The sequence below is a fragment of the Bacillus sp. D7-8 genome, from assembly GCF_052055895.1.
GTDB classification, from domain to species: domain Bacteria; phylum Bacillota; class Bacilli; order Bacillales; family Bacillaceae; genus Bacillus; species Bacillus velezensis.
Map to the genome: position 1 here is coordinate 1,218,891 of NZ_CP179922.1, position 16,817 is coordinate 1,235,707.

At 46.6% G+C, this 16,817-nt stretch carries 18 protein-coding genes and 2 pseudogenes; 12 read left to right on the top strand and 8 right to left on the bottom strand.

The annotated features are described in order from the left end of the window. Positions 1–73 precede the first annotated feature (73 nt). The 8 genes and pseudogenes from ACKTRM_RS06400 to ACKTRM_RS06435 all read left to right on the top strand — a co-directional run. Positions 74–295: pseudogene (locus tag ACKTRM_RS06400) on the top strand (terminase); the annotation flags it as partial. A gap of 12 nt (positions 296–307) precedes the next feature. After that, positions 308–1,171: pseudogene (locus ACKTRM_RS06405) on the top strand (hypothetical protein); the annotation flags it as partial. Between the two features lie 12 nt (positions 1,172–1,183). Next, complete coding sequence (locus ACKTRM_RS06410; RefSeq protein ID WP_012117365.1) at positions 1,184–1,555, top strand: XkdW family protein; 372 nt, start codon at positions 1,184–1,186, stop codon at positions 1,553–1,555. 4 nt (positions 1,556–1,559) lie between these two features. After that, positions 1,560–1,757: an XkdX family protein gene (locus ACKTRM_RS06415; protein WP_012117366.1), complete on the top strand. Its 198-nt coding sequence runs from the start codon at positions 1,560–1,562 to the stop codon at positions 1,755–1,757. 56 nt (positions 1,758–1,813) lie between these two features. Continuing rightward, a complete protein-coding gene (locus tag ACKTRM_RS06420) occupies positions 1,814–2,575 on the top strand; it encodes a hypothetical protein (protein ID WP_012117367.1) in 762 nt (253 codons plus the stop codon). 51 nt (positions 2,576–2,626) lie between these two features. Next, positions 2,627–2,890 carry a hemolysin XhlA family protein gene (locus ACKTRM_RS06425; RefSeq protein WP_003154815.1) on the top strand — a complete coding sequence of 88 codons (264 nt, stop codon included), beginning with the start codon at positions 2,627–2,629 and terminating at the stop codon, positions 2,888–2,890. Positions 2,891–2,903: 13 nt separating this feature from the next. Continuing rightward, positions 2,904–3,167, top strand: coding sequence for a phage holin (locus tag ACKTRM_RS06430; RefSeq protein WP_003154813.1), 264 nt, complete (start codon positions 2,904–2,906; stop codon positions 3,165–3,167). Positions 3,168–3,180: 13 nt separating this feature from the next. Beyond that, on the top strand, positions 3,181–4,059 hold the full coding sequence (locus ACKTRM_RS06435) for an N-acetylmuramoyl-L-alanine amidase (RefSeq protein ID WP_007407257.1): 879 nt from the start codon (positions 3,181–3,183) through the stop codon (positions 4,057–4,059). 33 nt (positions 4,060–4,092) lie between these two features. On the opposite strand, the gene ACKTRM_RS06440 is transcribed toward ACKTRM_RS06435, so the two are convergent. The 6 genes from ACKTRM_RS06440 to ACKTRM_RS06465 all read right to left on the bottom strand — a co-directional run bounded on the left by ACKTRM_RS06440 (position 4,093) and on the right by ACKTRM_RS06465 (position 8,567). Continuing rightward, complete coding sequence (locus tag ACKTRM_RS06440; RefSeq protein WP_023356844.1) at positions 4,093–4,218, bottom strand: hypothetical protein; 126 nt, start codon at positions 4,216–4,218, stop codon at positions 4,093–4,095. Positions 4,219–4,314: 96 nt separating this feature from the next. After that, positions 4,315–4,485, bottom strand: a complete 171-nt coding sequence (locus ACKTRM_RS06445) for a type II toxin-antitoxin system SpoIISB family antitoxin (protein ID WP_003154807.1) — start codon at positions 4,483–4,485, stop codon at positions 4,315–4,317. Next, positions 4,486–5,232, bottom strand: coding sequence for a type II toxin-antitoxin system SpoIISA family toxin (locus ACKTRM_RS06450; RefSeq protein WP_012117368.1), 747 nt, complete (start codon positions 5,230–5,232; stop codon positions 4,486–4,488). A gap of 104 nt (positions 5,233–5,336) precedes the next feature. Then, positions 5,337–6,335 (bottom strand): inorganic phosphate transporter, encoded by a 999-nt coding sequence (locus ACKTRM_RS06455; RefSeq protein WP_007407255.1) that lies wholly within the window; start codon positions 6,333–6,335, stop codon positions 5,337–5,339. A 12-nt stretch (positions 6,336–6,347) separates the two neighbouring features. Continuing rightward, positions 6,348–6,965, bottom strand: a complete 618-nt coding sequence (locus tag ACKTRM_RS06460) for a DUF47 domain-containing protein (protein WP_003154804.1) — start codon at positions 6,963–6,965, stop codon at positions 6,348–6,350. Between the two features lie 285 nt (positions 6,966–7,250). After that, on the bottom strand, positions 7,251–8,567 hold the full coding sequence (locus ACKTRM_RS06465; RefSeq protein WP_007610842.1) for an APC family permease: 1,317 nt from the start codon (positions 8,565–8,567) through the stop codon (positions 7,251–7,253). 322 nt (positions 8,568–8,889) lie between these two features. On the opposite strand from ACKTRM_RS06465, the gene ACKTRM_RS06470 reads away from it, so the two are divergent. The 3 genes from ACKTRM_RS06470 (at position 8,890) to ACKTRM_RS06480 (ending at position 13,148) form a co-directional block, all read left to right on the top strand. Next, positions 8,890–9,840, top strand: a complete 951-nt coding sequence (locus ACKTRM_RS06470) for a ring-cleaving dioxygenase (protein ID WP_012117369.1) — start codon at positions 8,890–8,892, stop codon at positions 9,838–9,840. Between the two features lie 183 nt (positions 9,841–10,023). Next, entirely contained in the window at positions 10,024–12,165 is a 2,142-nt protein-coding gene (locus ACKTRM_RS06475) for an ArnT family glycosyltransferase (protein WP_012117370.1), read from the top strand. Positions 12,166–12,176: 11 nt separating this feature from the next. Beyond that, on the top strand, positions 12,177–13,148 hold the full coding sequence (locus ACKTRM_RS06480) for a glycosyltransferase family 2 protein (protein ID WP_012117371.1): 972 nt from the start codon (positions 12,177–12,179) through the stop codon (positions 13,146–13,148). Positions 13,149–13,191: 43 nt separating this feature from the next. Here the strand turns inward: ACKTRM_RS06480 and ACKTRM_RS06485 are convergent, their stop codons facing one another. Further along, positions 13,192–13,368: a hypothetical protein gene (locus tag ACKTRM_RS06485; protein WP_023356847.1), complete on the bottom strand. Its 177-nt coding sequence runs from the start codon at positions 13,366–13,368 to the stop codon at positions 13,192–13,194. Between the two features lie 97 nt (positions 13,369–13,465). Continuing rightward, on the bottom strand, positions 13,466–14,815 hold the full coding sequence (htrA, locus tag ACKTRM_RS06490; protein ID WP_150978879.1) for a serine protease HtrA: 1,350 nt from the start codon (positions 14,813–14,815) through the stop codon (positions 13,466–13,468). Between the two features lie 287 nt (positions 14,816–15,102). Here htrA and ACKTRM_RS06495 point away from each other — a divergent pair, with 287 nt between their 5' ends. Further along, positions 15,103–16,662, top strand: coding sequence for an MFS transporter (locus tag ACKTRM_RS06495; RefSeq protein ID WP_012117373.1), 1,560 nt, complete (start codon positions 15,103–15,105; stop codon positions 16,660–16,662). Positions 16,663–16,817: the final 155 nt, after the last annotated feature.

A 16,817-nucleotide genomic window follows, 5' to 3' on the forward strand; every position in this document is an offset into this window, starting at 1 on the left:
ACAAAAAGCGGCCCGATTAGAAGCCGCTTTTTATTATAGACAATCATGTCGGAGGTGGCGGTGATGCCGTAGCATGAAAAACGCAAAAAGAAAACAGGCATTTACAATCTATCAGTCTCATAAAGGCCGCATCACAAATCGCGCCCTTGCCAGCAAATCAGGCGTATCCGCAAGAACGATCGGCAGATGGAAAAAAGAAGGGCGCTGGGACGAGGCGCTTCATAAGAACGCGGAAAGCGGCGGAAAAAATAACCCGGGCGAAGGTGATGAGTTAAACGAACGCCAGCGGCTGTTTTCTGCGGAATAAGGACAATTAATTGTAATGCAAAGAACCCGCGGAGCATCACCGACGTTTGTCCAAATGTTTATAGACACAGCGACCGCCGGAAATCCCATATACGTCCGAAGTTTCAGCACTAAAGGCGTTTGGTCGGAGTGGAGCCAAAGAGAAACAGATGCAGGCTCTCAAGCAAAAGTAGACGCTCACGCCAATAAAAAAGACATCCATGTCACACAGGCGGATAAAAATATGTGGAACGGGGCACAGCTTTCGAAAATAACAAACGATAACGGCGGCTATCTTCTTACAATTGGTGATGATGATAACTTTCTTGAAAAAATCGTTAAAAACGGCAGGGCGTTCGGCACCTTTTATTCAACCGGCAAAGCGGCAGACAGTCCGAGCAGCGCTTCGACCCGCGGCATGTTTCATTTTACCTCTCTTGACAGTGAGGGAAAGGGAACGTTTGGGTATGTCATTGCCGTCGATTATAAAAATAATATGTTCACGAACTATTTGGATTTGAACTTGGGCTGGCAGGGCTGGCGGCGCCTCGTTACTGAACTTGATACTGAGAATGTACCTTGGATAAATGTTCCTTATAAAAATGGCGCTAAATCAGGAGACAGGCCGCTTCAATACCGCAAAGTGGGAAACACCCTTCACCTGAACGGACACGTTCTTACGGACAGAGAAGTGGTATTCGGGAGTGTGCCATCCTCTTGTGCACCGGCCAAAGGCGTTGTAACGATGGTTGCAGCCAGCGGCACCACCGGTTACAGCAAATTTATTATTTATTCTAATGGAGATATGAAGCTGACGGGAATTATGGCCAATATAGAAAGTAATGTGAACGGCTATTATATTGACCTTGTTTTGGCACTCACGTAAAGGAGCGAGAATATGAAATTAATATTTCCGTATGACAATGACAACATTTATACAGGCACTCCGATTGAGCTTTATCCGGATTCTGAGACAGGAGATTATATGATGCCTCCTAACGCTGCGGACTTTCCGCCGGAAATAAACGGCGAAGGCATGTGGCGCCCATTTTTTGATGAAGAGAAACAAGAATGGGTGGAAACCGCTGACGAAGCATATAAAGACAGCTTAAAAAAAGATACGGCTCCCGATCCAAACCAGCTTGCAGGCCTCGGCGGACAGCTGGCGAATGAGAAATTGGCCAGAAAAGCAGCCGAACAAGCGCAGCAGTCACTCGGCAGGCAATTAGCGTCTTTAAAATTAGAATTCTTAAACGTAAAAGGAGAATGAAAAAATGAAGAGACTTAACTTTTGGGTTTACGCTTTGTTTTATAAGTGGGCCACAATAGAAATGGTAAAACAAGCTATGGGCTATGATGACTGCTCTGCCGAAGATCTGGCTGAAGGTGTGGCCGCGAAGTATATCACGCCTGAGGAATTTCAAGAAATAACAGGTGAAACATACGAAAACTATAAAAATGCTGTGTCATAAGCCAAACGGCTTTTTTTATTTGTCATTTTTAATAAATGAGAAAAGGAGGACGGCCGATGAAAAAGCATTCATTTGAATTTCCCGTCGATCAACTTGGCAGACCCGGCGCCGTAAAAGCTTATCGCGGTAACAAAAACGATTATGTCACACCTGTTGCTGATTTGTCCGGAATGGCAGAGCTTCTTACCAATACGCCGCTAGAAGCGATAGAAGTATACAGCCAATTCGGACAACACCGTTTAGGAGCCGTCTTTATAGACAGAGTACAGGGGTGGGCTTATTCGGACCGCAGCGGAACTCTTTTTATCGAAGAGAGTGAGGATAACAATTCGTGGACAGCTTCACATTCTGTCGCAGTCAAAGGCGGAGTGCTGACCGCTTCGGGTTGGGTCTGCCTGACAAAACGATATTACCGGTTCCGTTTTGAAAACGGAAATCAAAAGCAGTCCGAATTTGTTTTATACCAATCTGTCGGTACGGGCGGTGATATGGCGTTTTCATATACAGACGTGATTTTTCATGAAAATGCAGCAGAGGCGGGCGAGGGAAGCATCTTCTCGGCGGGCGCTTGGAAAAAACTTCTCGTCGAAATCACCGGCACGGCTGAGTCGGGCCATGTCGCGTTTTGGGGGAGATCCATCTCGGGAAAAAACGTGCCGATCAGAGGAATCAGGTCTGAAGACGGAACATCAGCCGCCGGTACATCAGGCACAGACGAAGTGTGGTCATTTGATATTGCCGGCTTTAAGGAAATCGTCATGGAAATCCAGAGCATTTCCGGCGGGAGCCTTTCTGTCAAAGGCACGGCATTTTCGTAAGAATGAAGCTTCCGAAGGGAGGTGAGAACAATGTAAGAGGGGGGAGCGGAAGTGCTTCTGGATGAACAAGCGGTGCAAAAAGAATTCGCAGGCATCAAAGGTGAACAAAAGGTGCTTGAACAGCGGGTAGCCGCATTAGAGCGGGTATCCGACCGGCAGGATCAGCAAATCATGACGCTGAATGAAAAACTGAACAAAATTGACGAAAACACAACATGGATTAAGCGCACCATTACAGGAGCGATCGTGACAGCAATCTGCACGGGCGTCATTGGCGGAGCCATCGCCATCATGTACAATCTGCTGCAAAAGTAAGGGGGAAACCGATATGAAATTCGCGGACAAAGGCACGGTCGTCAGGACGGTGCTTCTTTTGCTTGCTTTATTGAATCAAACTTTGCTGATGTTCGGCAAATCGCCGCTGAATATTCAGGAGGACCAGGTCAGCCAGCTTGCAGATACGCTGTATGCCGCCGGGTCGGCCGTTTTTACAATCATAACGACTGCCGCCGCCTGGTTTAAAAACAATTACGTTACAGCAAAAGGGAAAAAACAGCAGGCTTTATTAAAAATAAACAATTTATCGAAATAGGAGAGATGAGAATATGGTAAAGATCACACAGGATTTTATCCCGGCAGGAAACAATAACCGCCCAGGCTATGCAATGACACCGATTTACATTACGGTGCACAATACAGCCAATACTGCAGTCGGAGCTAACGCCAAAAGTCACGCAAGCTATGTGAAAAATCCCGATACACCGACAAGCTGGCATTTCACAGTCGATGATACGGAAATTTATCAGCATCTTCCGCTGAACGAAAACGGCTGGCATGCCGGTGACGGAAACGGGGACGGCAACCGTAAATCCATCGGTATTGAAATTTGTGAAAACGCAGACGGCAACTTTTCACAGGCCGTGGCAAACGCCCAATGGCTCATCCGCACATTAATGACCTCTCACGGCATCCCGCTTGCAAATGTCGTTGCGCACAAGCATTGGTCAGGAAAGCTTTGTCCGAGAAGACTGTTGGATACATGGGATGAGTTTAAAGCGGGAATCGGTTCTGGGGAAAGACAGACGTATACCGTCCAAAAAGGAGATACGCTGTCAGCGATCGCGCGGAAATTCGGCGTCAGCGTGGCCGATCTGCAGAAATGGAATAACATCGCTGACCCGAACCTGATTAAAGTCGGACAAGTACTGATCGTCAGCCCGCCGGTTGAAGCACTGTATTCTCTTCCGGACGAGGTGATTCAGCTGACAGAGCCGTACACGTCCGGCGAAAAGGTATACCAGGTGCAAAACGCGCTCGCCGCGCTTTATTTCTATCCTGAAAAAGGAGCTGTCAATAACGGAATTGACGGTATCTACGGTCCGAAAACCGCAGATGCCGTGGCCCGCTTCCAATCTGTAAACGGACTGACGTCTGACGGCGTCTACGGCCCCGCTGTAAAAGCGAAAATTCTGATGCAGCTTTAACAAAAAAGCTGAGTCCCGTTCACATTGCGGGATTCAGCCTTTTTTCTTTTTTAACCGGTTCAATAGCCTGAGATTCCTCGCCCGCATCCTCAGCGAATAAGCGGAAAGCCCGAAGCGTCCGTAATCCACAAACTTTACGCGCCTGACAATTTTCTTCACATCATCACCTGTCGCATCTCTTTGTTGGTTTTATTATATGAAAGATAAGGAAAAAAGGAATAAGGACAAGAGCCGTGTCTCCTGTCCTTAGTGTAATCAAGCTTTTTTTTGTTTATACTTGTCAATCAGCCGCTCGTTTTCTTTGAAAATTCTGGCGGTATGAGGGCTGACCTGGTAACTTGCGATACTTGTCATTGAACGTTTTTTAAACATTTTGAACGGTTTCGCTCTTTGTTCCGGCTGCCCGTTTTGAAATGCCTGCTCCATTTAACCGTCACCTTCCTCTTCTATTGGCAGCATTAAATCATAAATGCTCGTTAGCGATGTGAAAAGCAAATAATCGAATTCCGTCAACAGGTTTTCCGACGTGAGTTTGATCACGTAATGGCGGTTCTGAACTGTAAACGGAATAAGCACAAGCCTGCCTTTTTGATCATAGTAGACGTCTTTACGGTTAAGACGGGACTGAACGTCCGCCGCATCAGGCATATGCTCTGTCAAGCGGTCCTTATCCGCTTGTGCGGAATAGTCGCACAAGGAAGCCGTGACATTCATTTTTTCGGCATAAGCGGCCAGCAGTCTGCTGATGCCTTCCGCATAAGCTTCTGTACTTCCATAATATACATGGATCGGTTCATTTTTCAACAGATATTGATAGGTTTTCAGTTTTTCAAGATAGGAGTGAAGCATTTCGTTATTTTCTTCTAAAATTTCCCGCGTATCCGTCTCTAATTCATTGCCGGCGAGCTTTTTGATATACGCGCTCAAAAAGATAAACGCATCAATAAGGGCAAAGCAGACGGCAACAATCAAATATTGTCTCCATTCGGCAAAGAGCGATTCGGGATCATATGTCCAATAGACCATGGAGCCCAGTACAAATAGTAAATACCACGTTTTACGGATGGCAAACATTTTTTCTTTTACCTTTGCCTCATACCGCCAGGATGCGTACACATATAAAATGAGTGCGGCCGCCATCGTCCACACCATAATCTGAAAAAACAAAAGCATGAGCATCCCTCACAATTTGAAAAATGGTCTGCTATGTTCATTCTATGTCATGACATCATTTTCCTGTCACAAAAAAAACCGCTTCTGTAAAGAAGCGGATGTCATCAGAAAAAGAGATCTAGGATGAAAAAGGCGATGGCGCCGAGTGTACCTGCAATCGGCAGGGTGATGACCCATGTAATGAGCATCCGTTTAGCCGTTCCCCAGTTTACGCCTTTTACGCGGTGGGAAGCGCCCACACCGAGAATGGAAGACGAAATGACGTGCGTCGTGCTGACAGGGAGATGAATAAACGTGGCCCCGAAAATAATGGCTGCGCCGGTTAAGTCGGCAGATACGCCGTTTACCGGACGGATTTTCATAATTTTTCCGCCGACGGTTTTAATGATTTTCCAGCCGCCGATGGATGTGCCGAGACCCATTGCCAGGGCACAAGAGAGCTGCACCCAAAAAGGAATGGCATCACTTTTATGTAAATTGGCCGTCATAAGCGCCATCGTAATGATACCCATCGCTTTTTGCGCGTCGTTCGTTCCGTGTGTATAGGACTGAATGGCAGCCGTCAAAATCTGCACTCTGCGGAAGCGTTTATTTGTTTTCGCCAGATTGCTGTCTTTAAAAATCAGCTTCACGATCGAATATACGATAAAGCCGAGAACAAAGGCGATGATCGGTGATAAAATAAGTGCTTCGATAATTTTAATGAACCCTTTATAATTAAGCGTTGCAAAACCTGACGCTGCAATGGCCGCTCCGGCGATCGCTCCGATAATCGCATGTGAAGAGCTGCTCGGAATGCCGAAATACCATGTGATCAAGTTCCAGACGATTGCGGCGAGTAAAGCCGCCAGAATGACAACTGACCCGTTGTCTAATGTATAAGGATTCACAATGTCCTTTGTAATGGTTTTCGCCACACCGGTAAATGTCATCGCTCCGAGAAAGTTCATGATGGCGGCCATGACGATTGCGTGCCGCGGCTTCAGCGCTTTTGTCGAAACTGAGGTGGCGATTGCGTTTGCGGTATCGTGAAATCCGTTAATGAAGTCAAATACCAAAGCGCATATGACAATTAATATCGTTAAAAGTAATAGAGTATCCATTATAACCCCTCGTTACGCGTTTTTCATAATAATGGTTTCAAGGTTATTGGCAACGCTTTGGCAAGAGTCGGCAATTTCCTCAAGCGTTTCGTAAATCTCGCGGTACTGAATCACTTTAATCGGATCGGTTTCTGTGCCGAACAGATTTTTTAATGATTTACGGTGCAGGTTATCACAGCTGTGCTCGTATTCCTTAATTTTAATGGCGTGAGGGTGAATGTCCTTCAATCGGTTTTCTGCAAGCAGCTCAATCGTGATTAAAATTTCCTTCGCGCACTCTCTGATGTATCCGCTGAACTTATCGATATGCTCATCGGAAGAAGTGATCGAGAAAATCTCCATCATTGCTGAAAAATGTTCGATTCCGTCAAGCACGTCATCGAGGCTGTTTGTCAGCTCAAGGATGTCTTCACGTTCAATGGGAGTGATAAAAGCTTTGTTCAGCTCTTTAATCATGACATGAACATGATTATCTCCTTTTGTTTCAAACTCTTTTAACGTATCGGCAAATTCCTTTAAAGTCGTCTGGTTCGTCACTTTAAAGTTGACAAAATATTCTGCGGTTTCGTCTATGTTTTTTGCGATTTCTGTTAAAAGGAGTGAGAACTTATCTTTTTTTCTTTTTATCATTAAAAACCCTCCATTGTTTGAATGAGACAATGCACACATCAAATTATTATATAGCCTTTTGTCGAAAAAAAACAGATAAAGTCGAAAAAAACGCCACTTGATTTTTTCGTAAAAACGTGTCTCATCCTGTTTTTCTTATGTTACCCACTTCGCCAAAAAAACGTAACATACTTCGAATTCAGACATCTTGCTTAAAAAGTATAACAAAAGATGTGAATTTGCTGTCAACTTTTGCACGTGATTTTGCCAGAAAAAAAACGGCTCCCGTAAAAGGAACCGTTTTTGTCAGTTTTTTCTGCCGTTTTTCAGCCAAAAATAAAGCGGCAGCCCGGCGAGGCCGATCAAGAGGGACAGCGCGCAGCTCAGTGTATCTGTAATGATCGTGCTGATCAGCACAAACAGTGAACCCGCGATGGCCAAAACAGGAATGATCGGATACAAAGGCACGCTGTAGGCGCGCGGTTTTCCGCCGCTTTTTTTTCTGAGGATAAACACGGCGAAAAAGGCCATGACGTAAAAAATATAAATCATGAAAATAGAGATTTCAGACAGCTTATCGGGATTGCTGGCGATCATAAAAATAATGGCCAGCGCGATCTGAAATGACACGGCAATCCACGGGGTGCGGAACGTCGGATGCACCCGCGAAATCTGTCCGGCAAACGGCAGCTGTTTCCGTTCCGCCATCGCAAACGAGACACGCGGAAAAGCGAGAATCTTTCCGTTTAAACAGCCGAAGATGCTGACGATGATTCCGACGCTGATCAATTTTCCTCCGATGTCGCCAAACAGCATTCCGGCAGCGGTGCCGGTCGCATTTTCACCGAGTTTGACGATGTCGGTCGCAGGAAGAATGTGCAGCAGCGCAAAGTTAATGAAAAGATAAATGGCGGTGACGACCAGCAGTCCGCCCGTCATCGCTCTCGGGAGCAGCTTTTCCGGATTTTTCATTTCGCCGCCGAGTGCCGCAAGCAGAATCCATCCGTCATAAGCAAACAAGGTGGCCAGTATGGCAGCGCCGAAATTCATGTCCGACATGCTGCTTGTAACGGCTGTAAAAATATGCTGATCGCCTTTCCAAAGGCCGAATACGATCATGCAGATAATCGGAATCAATTTGCCGACAGTCGTAATTCCCTGGACGATGCCGCCATATTTCGTTCCGATAATGTTAATGATGCTTAAAAACAAAACGGCTGAAATCCCGATCAATTTAGACCAGCCGGAATCCCAATTGAACAAGTGCGCCATCAAGGAGCCGAAATACAAGCCGATTGCTCCGATAATGGCGGGGCCGTAAATGATAATTTGAACCCATCCGCACAAAAAGCCCCAAAATTCGCCGTACACTTCTTCTAGATATGTATAAAGTCCGCCCGTTTTCGGAATCTGAGTGCCGATTTCCGCAACGGTCAAGCCGCCGGCAAGCGTCAAAATGCCTCCTAACAGCCACGCGATAAGCGCGGTTTTCGCATCACCGGAGTAGGCAAGCACGGCGCCTGGTTTCATAAATACGCCGGAACCGATGATGGTGCCGATAACAAGTGAGAGGGCGATGGTAAGGCCGATCTCTTTTTTAAGTCCGTTCTCTTCAATCTGCATATCCTATCCCTCCAGATGTAAAATCGTCATGCTGAAAAAACTATTTTCCATATTGTAAACCCTAATTGCTGAAACACGAATAAAATAAATTTTCTGATTTTGTTGTTTTCCCTAAAAGATAAAGGTTTCTGCTTTTGAGAAGGAAAAAATACCGTTTTAAAAGCGAACATTAATGGTTTTTTAATATCGAAGGTTCGTTATTTGGGGAGCGACAGTCTGCAGACCGTCTGTGAAGCAGATGGGTTGACTTTGCGATCCGGATAACATAAATTGTATATATAAAATATCTCGAAATCGAGATAATTGACTGGAGGATAACATAATGAAAGTTAATGGAATACACCATGTATCAGCATTGACGGCTGATGCGCAGAAAAATTTAGATTTCTATCGGAACATCCTGGGACTGAAGCTTGTGAAAAAGTCCGTAAACCAGGATGAACCGACGATGTATCATTTGTTTTACGGTGATGAAACAGCCAATCCGGGATCGGAATTGACGTTTTTCGAAATTCCGCGGATTGCGCCGTTTCATGCGGGAACAAACAGTATTTCTTCAATCGGCCTGCGTGTCCCGGATGCACAAGCGCTGCAATATTGGAAAAAACGATTCGAAGAGCATCAGGTCGCTCATGGCGACATCATGACAATAGCGGGCAGAGAGACACTCGCTTTTTGGGATCATGAAGGACAGCGGCTTGTGCTGACAGCTGACGAAAAAGGAAAAGACATCGGTGAAGCGGTGAAGCAAAGCGGCATACCGGAAGAATATTCTTTCCGCGGTCTTGGTCCCGTTGAATTGACCGTCCCGTATGCAGAACCGACGCTGCGTGTGTTAACCGATGTGCTCGGCTTCACTGAAATCGGGAAAGAAACGCATGAAGACCGGGGCACGGTTACGGTGCTCGAATCCGGAAACGGAGGCGCGCGCACAGAAGTCCATCTCATTGAAAGAAACGATCTTCCGCGCGAGCGTCCGGGGAAAGGCAGCGTCCACCATGTGGCCTTCCGCGTTCAGAATGAAGAGGAGCTTGCTTTATGGCACCGCATCATTACGAAAGAAGGTTTCAGCAACTCAGGCATTGTAGAGCGTTATTATTTCAAAGCGCTGTACTTCCGGGAGCCGAACGGAATTCTGTTTGAATTGTCAACGGACGGTCCAGGATTTATGGTTGATGAAAAACCTGAAGAGCTAGGCAAAACGGTTGCGCTCCCGCCTTATCTCGAACACCGCCGTTCTGAAATAGAAGCACGGCTGAAACCGATACAGTAAATCAGAAATCATGACAGATGCCTCCCGGCTTGACGGGGGCATCTTTTTTTTGCTTTTTTACCCGTTTTGTCATTCTTTTTACCTATTTGTAAACGGCAAAATAATTGTCTTTGTTTATTAATAAATTTTTCACATTTGGTTGTTACACTTGTTCAAAGTTAAACAAAAGGAGTGAAAACACAGGTGAAAATGAAAAAACGCGAGATAGACGCAGTCTTAATTGTCATTTTACTCGCTTCCGCATTCTTGAATATGTACAACATCTGGAATGACGATACGGTGAATCCTTATTACACCGCAGCGGTAACGAGTATGCTTCAAAGCTTTCATAATTTCTTTTACGCTTCATTTGACGCAGCCGGGTTTATCACGGTAGATAAACCGCCTGTTACATACCAGGTTCAAACGATCAGCGCGCTGATATTCGGTATGCACGGGTGGAGCGTCATCCTGCCTCAGGCATTGGCGGGTGTAGGTTCAGTTCTATTCATGTACTTATTAATAAAGCCGACGTTCGGAAAAACGGCGGCGCGCATCGCCTCATTTGTCATGGCGTGTACACCGATCGCAGTAGCGGTCGCGCGGACGAATAATGTCGATGCTTTACTGGTCTTTTTCCTCTTGTTCGCCACATGGCTTCTCTTTAAAGCGATCAGAAAAGGCAGACTGATCTGGCTTTTGGCGGCATTTTTTGTCGTCGGAGCAGGCTTTAACACAAAAATGCTTCAGGCTTATATGATTTTGCCGGCCTTCTTGCTGTTCTATATGATTGCGGCAAACACCACGATTAAGAAAAAAATCATTTCATTGGTAAGCGCGTTAGCCGTTTTAGCAGCCGTTTCATTGTCATGGCCGCTCATTGTTGATAATATTCCTGCCAGCAAAAGGCCATATGTCGGAAGCAGCCAGACAAACTCCGTATTGGAATTGGCTTTCGGATATAACGGGATTCAGCGGCTGACAGGGCAAAGTTCCGGCGGCGGCCAGGGCGGGCCGGACGGAAACGCATCGAAAGAGATGTCTTCTTCCGATGGTTCTTCACAAATGCAAAAACCGCCTGGCCAGTCTTCAAGCAGCAGTTCAGCAAGCGGAGACAAACCACAAAACGGCAGTATGACGGCACCTCCATCTAACGGGAAAATGCCAAGCGGCGGTCAAGGAGGTCCTCCAAGCGGCGGAGATGGCGGCGGAGGAAAAAGCGGTGCAGGCACCGGCTCGAAAATGCAATCAGGTTCAGGAATGTTCGGAACGGGAACCCCTGGTCCGCTGCGCCTTTTCCAAACGGAATTATCTGATCAGATCAGCTGGCTCCTGCCGTTTGCGATTTTTGGAATGGCCGGTTTATTGATCGCCGGGGCGAGAGAAAGAAGACGATTATCAGCAGAACAGAAGGAAACGATCTTTTGGGCAGCGTGGCTTGTGCCGATTGCCGGATTCTTCAGTGTGGCGGAATTTTTCCACCATTATTATCTCATTATGCTGGCGCCTCCGATCGCGGCACTTGTCGGTGCGGGATGGGTCGCCCTCGTTCATCTGTACCGCAAGCAGGCGGGATGGAAAACTTGGCTATTGCCGGCCGCTATTCTTGTGACAACCGGATTTGAGCTGTTTATCCTCAGAAACTACAATGATCAAATCGGCGCAGGCTGGAGCATCGGAGCAGGCGTTCTCGGCGCAGTGGCAGCAATCGCCCTGTTCGTATTCAAACAGCGCCAAAAACCGCTAAGTTATTATGTTTCACTTGCAGCCCTTTTCGTCTTGATGGTCATGCCGATTTATTGGGCGAGCACACCGCTTCTGTACGGAGGCAACAGCTCATTGCCTGAAACAGGCCCTCAGCTCGCTTCAACAAGCGGAAAAGGCATGGGAATGGATAACTCATCTGTCAATACAAAACTGATCAACTATTTAGAGAAACACAACGACGGAGCGGACTATCTATTTGCTACAACCGATTCCAACACGGCGGCGCCTTACATTATTAAAACGAAAAAAGCGGTCATGGCGATCGGCGGATTCAGCGGGTCTGACCCGGCCATTACGCTGACTCAATTTAAAAAGCTCGTAAAAGAAGGGAAAGTAAAATACTTCTTAACATCCGGAATGGGCAAAGGCGGAAATAACGATATTGTGCAGTGGGTTGAGAAAAACGGAAAGAAAGTATCTTCAGATAAATGGCAATCAAGCACAGATCAGAAAACGAAAAATAGTGATCCAGCTGATACAAAAAGCAGCAAGGCCGCGGGTAAAAACAGCCGAATGAGCGGCGGGCCGGGCGGAATGAATCAGTCAGCTTCACTATACGAACTTCAATCTGATGAATAGGAGGAAAAAACATGAGCAGACATATTCAATATTCAATAGTCGTCCCGGTTTATAACGAGGAACTCGTCATTCAGACAACCTATCAGCGCCTGAAAGAAGTCATGGATCAAACAAAAGAGCATTATGAATTGATCTTTGTCAATGATGGAAGCAAAGACCGCAGTATTGAGATTTTAAGAGAGCACAGTCTGATTGATCCGAGAGTGAAAATTATTGACTTTTCCAGAAACTTCGGACATCAAATCGCGATCACAGCGGGTATGGATTATGCAGAGGGGAATGCAATCGCCGTCATTGACGCCGATTTGCAGGACCCTCCTGAATTAATCCTTGATATGATTGAGCAGTGGAAAGAAGGCTACGATGTGGTGTACGCCGTCAGAACGAAACGAAAGGGAGAAACCTTTTTCAAGAAACAGACGGCCTCTATGTTTTACCGGCTGCTGCGGAGCGTGACTGATATTGATATTCCGCTCGACACCGGAGATTTCCGCCTGCTGGACAGAAAAGTCTGTGATGAGATGAAAAGATTAAAAGAAAAAAATCCTTTTGTCAGAGGACTCGTCAGCTGGGTCGGCTTTAAGCAGACTGCTGTAGAATATGAACGTGATGAGCGGCTTGCGGGGGAAACGAAATACCCGCTTAAAAAAATGCTGAAGCTTTCCATGGACGGGATCACAACGTTCTCTCATAAACCGCTCAAGGCGGCAAGCTATGCGGGAATGATCATGTCGGGAGCGGGTTTTCTCTATATGTTTATCGTTTTATACATGAAGCTGTTTACGAACAGCACCATTACGGGCTGGTCCTCTCTGATTGTGATACAGCTGTTATTCAGCGGCATCGTTCTATTAATGCTCGGAATGATCGGCGAATATATCGGAAGGATTTATGACGAAGCAAAAGACCGTCCGCTCTATATCGTGCAAAAAGCGTACGGCATGAAAAACGAAAAGATTTATCGGGACCAGCATATGTCTTAACCGAAACACCCTGTCCGGCCAGCGGACAGGGTGCTTTTTTTATTCATCTGCGTCCGATCTGCGTGTGCAGAGAGCGCATGATCAGTCCGGTTCCCGAAAGGTTCAGTAAAATGCTTGCACCCAACGTCATTCCCCAAGCAGCGTTTTGCTGAGGAAGCTGAATGCTCAGCTGCAGCAAGATCAGGCCGGTAACGACCAGCAAAAGTCCGGTTTGTTTCATGTGTATGTATCCTCCTGTACACTAAGTCATACGGCTGATCCAGGCCTAAAGTTTCATCTGTATATAAAAAATCCAAGGCGGCTGCCTTGGATTTTTGTTAAGAAGATGTTTCTTCTTTTTGAGTCAGTTTCATTTTTTTCGTCATTTCCTTGCCGTTTCTGATAATCTTCACGTCAACGGTGCTGCCGACTTTCGTATTCTTGTAGAGAATATTGCGGAGTTCGCTGCCCGTGCCGGTTTCTTTCCCTTTTAAGCTGATAATGATGTCTTCTGCTTTTAATCCGGCTTTGGCAGCAGGTGAGCCCTGCGCCACTTCGCGAATATAAACGCCTTTATTCAGCTGTTTGCCGAAAAGCCCGAGTGTGCCTTCCTGATAGTTTTGCGGCACTTGTTCCAAGTCGATCATGCTCACGCCGATATAAGGGCGCTCCACCTGTCCTTTCGTGAGAAGCTCTTCGGCGATCGGTTTTACATCGTTGCTCGGGATGGCAAAGCCGATGCCTTCTACATCACTTTCGCTGATTTTCATGCTGTTGATGCCGATGATTTTGCCGTCTGTATTCAAGAGCGGTCCGCCGCTGTTTCCGGGATTGATGGCGGCATCGGTTTGGATGACGTTGATGCTCGACTCGCCGGCTGACGTAGAGATCGAGACGGTTCTGTTTAAGCCGCTCACGATGCCTTGTGTGACGGTGCGGGAAAGGTCTTTTCCGAGCGGATCACCGATGGCGATGACGGATTCACCCGTTCTGAGAGCGGATGAGCTGCCGAAACTTGCCGTTTTTGTCACGTGTTTATCGCTGATTTCTAAAACGGCCAAGTCTGTCAGAGAGTCGCTGCCGACGAGTTTAGCTGTTACATCGGTGCCGTCAAATAATGACACTTTAAGGGAAGAGGCGCCTTCGACCACGTGGTTATTCGTAATGATATACGCTTTGCCGTTTGCTTTCTTAAAAATAACGCCTGAACCCGATCCCGTTTCCGCATCATCACCCGACGAATTAGAGTTTGAATCTGAGCTTGATCCGAATCCGAATAAATCGGAACTGCTTTGCTGCTTCTGCAGATTGGTGATCCCGACGATCGCCGGTGAAATGTCTTCCACCATATTCGAAATGCTGCTTGAATTTGCCGATGAGCTGTTTGCCGATTTGCCGCTGTCTGATTCAGAAGATGTCTGCTTGGCGGTTACCGATGACGTTTCCTGAGCGGGAGCCGGATTGGAAGTATCTTGAGTCTGATGGTCTCCAAGCGGCGTAAATGTATAGATGCCGAGGGCGAGCCCTCCGCCGATCACTCCGCCGAGAAGCGGTCTGAACCAGCCGAAGCTTCGTTTTTTCTTGTCCTCGTCCGGCGCGGAATATCCGGCCGGCTGCGGGTTTTCTTTTACTAAAAGGACTTCCTGTTCTTTTTGGTCTGTCCGATTTTCATCACGATAGTTATCCATCATGTTCACTCCGTTTCTCTATTTCATCATAGCATGATTTGCCTATTATTACTGACTCCATCTTAAACAAAAAGTGTGGGATAATAATGAAAAGATTGTGGGAAATTGTGAAAAAGACGAAATCGGACGCGCGGCGCTTTATATTGACAATTTCCATCGGATTTGAAATAATAAATGAGATATTATGTTCAATCCTTCACATGAAAAGATATGAAAATTCTGTCAAGCTAATGGGGGAGATCTGTTAGCTTTTTCACTTTGTCAAATAGTCAGAAAGGAGCTGTCACATGAAAGAAAAACATCACTGGATTATTTCTCTGCTCGCTGTATTGGCGGTCGGGCCGGGGCTGATGTCGAATACCGCTCTTTCGGCTGTCCAAAGCCTTGTCCGGCAGACGGTCGGCGGGGAAAACTTTGACTCTTTTCATCCGATTATTATCGGTAATATGGCATTTGCCTTATTCGTGCCGGCGGGGCCGTATTTAAGAAAAAGATTCGGCTCCCGGCCTGTCTATATGATTTCAATTGCCGCGGGTGTCATCGGAGCGCTCCTTGCTGCTGTGACAAATGATATTTATCCGCTCGCCGCGGGCCGTTTTTTACAGGGAGCTGCGGCGGGCACTATGCTGATGATTATGATCCCGATGCTGGTGCTTTCGTTTCCGATTGAGCGCCGGAATTACGCATTATTTGTGTTAATCGGCGGATTTTACGGGTCCGTCATTATGGGAACCGTTTTAGGCACGGCGGCGGCAAGCGCCGGCCATTGGCATTGGCTGTTCGGCATTTTTGGCCTGCTGTCTTTTTTCGGCCTCATTTTCAGTTATATGTGGCTGCGGGATGACGCTCATAAAAATGCTGAAAAATGTCCATTTGACGGCATCGGTTTTCTGTTAGCGGGTGTATCAGCCGTGCTGACCGCCTATACATTTATTCATCTGCCGAAATGGGGCTTTTCATCATGGCAGACATTGGCGGGATTTGGAGGAAGCATCGTCATTCTTCTGATCTTGCTGATCATGCAGTACAGAAACGAACATGCGCTGATTTCGATTAAACTTATGCTGATTCCAAAGCCGATTCTGGGTGTTTTCATGATCGCTGCGGGCAGTATTTCCATAGCGGTCAGTCTTTCTGCATTTCACGGGGAGCTTCAGACCGCATATCATATGTCACAAACTCAACTGATATTCCTTTATGCGAGCCTTTTGGGAGGCGTGGCCATCGCCGCTGTCATCAGTGCATTAGCATATGATAAAGTCGGTCCGGGCATGCTCGGCATAACAGGCTCTGTTATACTGGTGTTCGTGAATTTCCAATGGATGACGGCAGATCATCATATACCGCTTATTCTATTTGCGGGGCTTTTCGTGATGCTGGCGGCCGGGACAGGGCTTATTGTGGCAGCCGGACTGATGGGAGCCGCGTTGGGCGGACCGCTTCCGGAACTGGTGAAACGCATGACGGCAGTTCAGTTTTTGAGGCTTTTCATTTATATGGGCGCACCTGTTTTAATAGGGTATTTTACGAAAAGAGATGCTTCCGGCACGCTTCGGGGCGCGCGCGGCACACAATCGCCGCATGACCTGCTGATGGGGACATACAGCGATTTGTTTCTTATTGCTTTCATCTTAAGCTTGCTTTTAGTGTGTTTATCATTTGTCATGAATGCGACCGGCATGGGACATAAGCTGGCGCATAAACCGCATGCCGTCCGTAAGCAGGCGGCTGAACAGCCTTCGCCGCAGGCTCCTGAACCGATCAGGCATCAGGTCATTCCCGATCATGAATACAGAAGTGCGGTCAGACAGTTTCAGCGTCATCATATAAGCAAAAACAGTATGTAACTTTTTCTATCAGCAAACCCTTTTCCCGGTGAAAAGGGTTTGTTTTTTCCCATAATGGCAGAATGGTATATTGCATGTTTCATCCTTTTTTAATATAATTTGTTAGAATATTCATAATTCAATATCGAAATTTTAAGTAAAAAAGGAGGCATTAC